The following is a 5,058-nucleotide window of genomic DNA, read 5'->3' as shown; positions in this document are numbered from 1 at the left end:
ACCTGCGGTGGTCGCCTCATGTGTTCATGGGGTCCCTCACCGGCAGTTACAGATACACCACGCTAATGGACTCCACCGTGCCACCGCGTTTGCTTGTCCAGTTCAGGGGCATATTTCTGCACCCAGCGGTGAGAATCGTGGTGTGATTAACCGGCACACCACGCTCGGTCATCATCTCTTCCAGATCGCGATAGCTCACCCCGTAGCGGCAATACCGCCGCACCGCCTACAGAATGACCTCGCGAGGGAAATGACGGCCCGAGAAGATACCCATGGCCCTGATTATTTCACGCCGGTCTTCCTACTGCCCCAACTTTGCAACAGCACCGTTTTAACTCAGTGACTCAAGGAACCACCAGAAATTAAACGGCATTCCTAACCATCTACTTCACCTAGCTACACCGCTATTCTGATCATCCGGATTACTTCGCGCACCACTGCTCACCGTATTTAATAAAGTCTTCAGAAGTGCCGAACACATAATTGGGTTTCTCGAATGAATCACGTACGACAAGATCAGGCTCGGTTGATTTGATCTCCCCTACAGTCAAGCCCACGCCAGAAATATATTTCTCTTTTGCAAAAGGAATAGATGACCCACCATCTTCGGCATAAGGCGTGGTAAGGATGTATTTTTCTTCTTCCTCAGGGAGTGTAAGTGGTTCTACAACTTCCCACGGTGCTGGGTCAGATAGGTTAACAGCAATATATCCGGTAGCGGGTTCAGGTGGTTCCAACGCTCCTAATGGGGGATTGTTTGTACCCGAAGGGCCGTCGTAAAAACCGCCAACGAGTTCTAATCGAGTCACTGCGTTGCTGTCACAAACGAACATATGAATAGTGATATTTCCATCGACGTCAGAGGACATACCGGATATGCCTTCAGCCTCGACATTGATGTAATTGCCACAGCCAGCGAGAGTGACAACTGGCAGTAAGAGCAGGAAGGGGAGGCGTTTCATAAACTTGAGCCTATGGGACCTTGCAGTGCCTGTCTGGAGAACTGAGTCTTGTCTCTATTTACAACATACTCACTGAGTCTGGCTCAGGTGGATTTGAGCGGCAAGACTATGTTTACAGGGCTCACGGTTTCCTCGGTGCCGGGCACATTAGGGACAGCTACGCATACTCCTGGATTCTCCAAGAATCACCAGGTCGTCACTAGTAGATCCTGAAACAGGTGCCACAGCCCCAGAGTTTTCTAAGAGATCGCGCGGATAGAGGTCATGGTCGGCGATCAGGTTGGGTATCCCAATGATGGATGTTCCAGGCCTGTCTGATGAGCCGATGCACGATGATGACCGCGTTCGTCAGGACAATGAACGCACCAATGGCCTAGGCGTGGCGTTCGGGGTCGTCCGTTCCCCCACTTGCCGGGTCCCGTCCTACAAGGTTCACCCTTGGTACTGAGCACCTGCGTGCAGCCGATTTTTGCGAGCAGGCTCCTAGTTTTCCGAGAGTCATAACCGGCATCTAGATGCACCGTGATCACATTAGGCAAGGCGAACCCGAACCACCCGAGTTTGTCTAAGATGGGGTTTGACAATTTCTACCGCAGGCGATTCCGGCCCGAACCCAGGCGCCCATGTGTCTCTGGCCTCCCCGCTTGGGTGCATCGCGTTCTTGGTTGGCCCCCCTACTCGGGTTTCTCGGGGAAAGCATCGGCTTGCGCAATGCGTTGTTGGCACCTGCTGTATTGACTGCGGTGGCCATCATCATCTCCGTGGTGGTCTACCGCCATCCCAGAACCAGAGGCGCACACTAGATAATCCTCACTTAATAGTTATTACCGGGGTGTCCCATTTCCAAGGAAGTGGGACACCCCAAGTAGCACCACATCGATAATGTATTGCCCCAGGATGGGTGCGTTCCAGAAGTTATCCCACAACCGTGTACCGCATTACCTGCTGCTGAATATACTTCTGGTACGATTCCTGTCATGGACATCGGCTATGCCCGGGTATCAACAATGAAACAAGACCTGGACCGACAAATCGACGCCTTACGCCGTGAAGGCATCGAGGATAGATATATCTATATCGATAAGAAATCCGGATCCACCACCAACCGACCCGGCCTCCAGAAGGCACTCGAGCATGCCCGTGACGGTGATGTCATTGTTGTCCACACCCTGGACCGGTTGGGCCGCACTGTTCGGGATACTCTCAACCTCATTCATGATCTCCGCGAACGCGGGGTCGGGGTACGCACCCTGGCCGATCCCATCAAGGTGGATTCCTCCAACCCGGATGACCCGATGGCGCAATTGGCGGTGGTGATCTTGTCCCTGTTCGGGCAGATGGAACGCACCTATGCGCTTGAGCGGGCAGCCCACGCCAGGGCTGTGGCCACAGCGAAAGGCAAACGGGTTGGCCGGCCCAGTGTGGTTGATCCGGATAAGCTGCGCTTTGCCGAGCACTTACGCAATGAAGGGTTATCGATGCGTGAGATCGTGGAGAAAACAGGCATTGCCCGCACCACCCTCTACCGGTACCTACCCCCCAGGCCACACGACACCCACACCGCCGAAACGAGCGGGTGAGGCTCTGCGTAAGGGTTTAAGTTCCTAATGCACTGCCTAGAAGCCACCGATAACACCATCTAGCTGCTGTGGGGAGTCATTAAGAGATCTGTCCCCGTGCCCACGCCTTAGGCCGGGCCTGTCGGTCCCTTATGGTAGTCACGAGGGAAGAATTAACGTAGAGCAGGATCACACAGTTCAGGCTTGAGGATATCGCTAGAAAAGTTAGTACTAGAACATTTAATCCATTAGACTAACACCATGACTTTCCCTGGTAATTCTGACAATAATTCCCGATCTGCCTCGGGTGGTGGTTTCGATTTCAAAGGCTTTGCTCGTGAGGCTACTGAGCGAGTCATCTCGAAACACGATCACGCTGGTAGTTCCGGAGTGATCTGGAGTGCTGTAGGAAAGCCGATATCTCGCATGGGTGCAGGACGATACTCACTTACGGCGGACTATCTCGTTATTGAAAAAGGAATGTTGTCGACTGATCGTCAGCAGATCCGGGCGCACGAAATTTTCGATGTGGACGGACGCCAGACCATGGCGCAAAAAGCCCGAGGAATTGGTACTGTCACTCTTCACGCTAAGCGCTCAAATGGGGAGTTAGAATCCATTGAGCTTGTTGACATCCCAGATTTTCGACAGGCAGTAGAAATCATTAACTCCACTGCAGAAGAAGCCCGTATTCAGCTTCAGCGACGGGCGAACGCGCAAACTCTGAGGCATGAAGGACAGCAGCAGTCTGCAAACAACACTTCCAGCTCGCCTAAGGATGATTTAAATGGTGAGTTGATGAAGCTTGCAGAACTGAAATCGGCTGGTGTGCTGACAGAAGAAGAATTTGCTGCTGCAAAACGTAAACTTCTTGGATTGTAAACCCAGTATTACCGGTGCTGTTGCAAAGTTGAGGCAGTAGGAAGAGCGACGTGAAATAATCACAGCCATGGGTATCTTCTCGGGTCGTCATTTCCCTCGCGAGGTCATCCTGTGGGCGGTGCGGTGGTACTGCCGCTACGGGGTGAGCTACCGAGACTTGGAGGAAATGATGACCGAGCGGGGCGTGCCGGTTGATCACACCACGATTCTCACCGCTGGGTCCAGAAATATGCTCCTGAGCTGGACAAGCAGACCCGGTGGTACCGGCAGGTACCTGATTGGCAGGCCAGTTCCTGGCGGGTGGATGAGACCTATATCCGGGTCGGCGGCAGGTGGTGCTACCTCTATCGGGCGATCACCGCGGGCGGGCATACCCTGGATTTTTACCTGTCCCCAAAGCGTAACGTCGCCGCAGCGAAGCGTTTCCTGGCCAAGACCCTGAGGTCGAACACGATAACCGGGTCCCCGCGGGTGATCAACACCGATAAAGCACCCTCCCTGGCCAGGGCAATCGCCGAGTTGAAGTCAGAGGGAATCTGCCCGCCAACAGTGGAACACCGGCAGGTGAAATACCTCAATAACGTCATTGAAGGAGATCATGGGCGGCTGAAACGGATCCTCGGACCGAAGGGGGCGTTTAAGAACCGGACATCTGCATATCGGACGTTGAAAGGGATGGAGGCGATGCACTCATTGCGGAAAGGCCAGGGCGCGATGTTTGACCTCACGGGCAACCGAACCCGGACGCGGTGATCGTCAACCGGGTCTTCGAGACGGCCTGAGAACGCCCACACGCAGCGGCCATCAGGGAATGAGAAACTGAGTCTTCGCTGCTCTCCGCCCAACTTTGCAACAGCACCCCGTTCACCGCGTTCAGCCCGCAGAAGAAGGCCAGGCAGGTGCCCGGCCGCCTGGTCGTGCGCCGCATCCCCGAACTGAATCCCAAGAAAGACCTGGACCAGCCGGGATTGTTCGACCTACACCGGTTCCACGCGGTGTTTACCACCAGTGACTTGGACACCGTCACAGCGGATAAGACCCACCGACAGCATGTGGTGATCGAGCAGGTCAACGCGGACCTCAAGGCCAGCGCGCTGGCGCACCTGCCGTCCGGGGTGTTCACGGCGAATGCCGCCTGGCTGGTGTTGGCGGTCATGGCGTTCAACCTCACCCGCGCAGCCGGGGCCGTCACCGGTGCCGGGCTGGCCAGGGCCACCACGGCAACCATCCGGCGCACGATCGTTACGGTTCCGGCCCAGATCGCGCGTCGTGCCCGGCGGCTGACGCTGCACCTACCGAAGGCCTGGCGGTGGGAACCGCAGTGGACCCGGCTGTTCGACCACGCACACTCCCCACCAACCCCAGTCTCCGTCTAACCACCCCGCCGAGCACCCTTCGGCCCGAGATGACAACAATTCGTGGAACAACCAGACGAAAACGTGATCTGGGGATCACCCCCCGCCGGAAAACTCCGAGCGCGCCCACAACGGAAATCAGCTCATTACCGAAAACCGATCGGTGGATTCAGGTTTAACTTGATGGTGTTCCCATTTGGTTGAAGAGTTTCTAAATACCTGTTGTGAGCTGGTGGTTTGTGGGTTGTCGGTGGGGTGTGTAGATTAATACCAGTCAGCGCGACCGACAACGCCCCATCC

The 5,058-nt window shown here is 55.3% G+C and carries 3 protein-coding genes and 5 pseudogenes; 4 read left to right on the top strand and 4 right to left on the bottom strand.

Going from position 1 to position 5,058, the window contains the following annotated elements:
* Positions 1-77: 77 nt before the first annotated feature.
* The 4 genes and pseudogenes from H9627_RS14025 to H9627_RS14415 form a co-directional block, all read right to left on the bottom strand.
* A pseudogene (locus H9627_RS14025) lies at positions 78-223 on the bottom strand (IS6 family transposase); the annotation flags it as partial.
* 199 nt (positions 224-422) lie between these two features.
* The gene (locus tag H9627_RS14020; protein ID WP_191734631.1) at positions 423-962 is read right to left on the bottom strand and encodes a hypothetical protein; all 540 of its coding nucleotides are present in this window, start codon (positions 960-962) and stop codon (positions 423-425) included.
* Positions 963-1,224: 262 nt separating this feature from the next.
* Positions 1,225-1,329: pseudogene (locus tag H9627_RS14420) on the bottom strand (IS5/IS1182 family transposase); the annotation flags it as partial.
* A 54-nt stretch (positions 1,330-1,383) separates the two neighbouring features.
* Positions 1,384-1,546: pseudogene (locus tag H9627_RS14415) on the bottom strand (IS5/IS1182 family transposase); the annotation flags it as partial.
* A 393-nt stretch (positions 1,547-1,939) separates the two neighbouring features.
* Between H9627_RS14415 and H9627_RS14015 the strand changes: the two are divergent.
* The 4 genes and pseudogenes from H9627_RS14015 to H9627_RS14000 all read left to right on the top strand — a co-directional run.
* Entirely contained in the window at positions 1,940-2,542 is a 603-nt protein-coding gene (locus H9627_RS14015; RefSeq protein WP_191734630.1) for a recombinase family protein, read from the top strand.
* A 240-nt stretch (positions 2,543-2,782) separates the two neighbouring features.
* Positions 2,783-3,403, top strand: coding sequence for an SHOCT domain-containing protein (locus H9627_RS14275; RefSeq protein WP_225213895.1), 621 nt, complete (start codon positions 2,783-2,785; stop codon positions 3,401-3,403).
* Positions 3,404-3,470: 67 nt separating this feature from the next.
* Positions 3,471-4,185: pseudogene (locus H9627_RS14005) on the top strand (IS6 family transposase).
* 78 nt (positions 4,186-4,263) lie between these two features.
* Positions 4,264-4,779, top strand: a pseudogene (locus tag H9627_RS14000) (IS1380 family transposase); the annotation flags it as partial.
* Positions 4,780-5,058 lie beyond the last annotated feature (279 nt).

It is taken from the genome of Corynebacterium gallinarum, assembly GCF_014837045.1.
GTDB lineage: Bacteria > Actinomycetota > Actinomycetes > Mycobacteriales > Mycobacteriaceae > Corynebacterium > Corynebacterium gallinarum.
This window is presented reverse-complemented; position numbering and strand designations above follow the sequence as displayed.

Excerpts from the sequence above, each read along its gene's own strand:
- H9627_RS14020 (WP_191734631.1), bottom strand. The coding sequence starts at position 962 with ATGAAACGCCTCCCCTTCCTGCTCTTACTGCCAGTTGTCACTCTCGCT.
- H9627_RS14015 (WP_191734630.1), top strand. The coding sequence starts at position 1,940 with ATGGACATCGGCTATGCCCGGGTATCAACAATGAAACAAGACCTGGAC.
- H9627_RS14275 (WP_225213895.1), top strand. The coding sequence starts at position 2,783 with ATGACTTTCCCTGGTAATTCTGACAATAATTCCCGATCTGCCTCGGGT.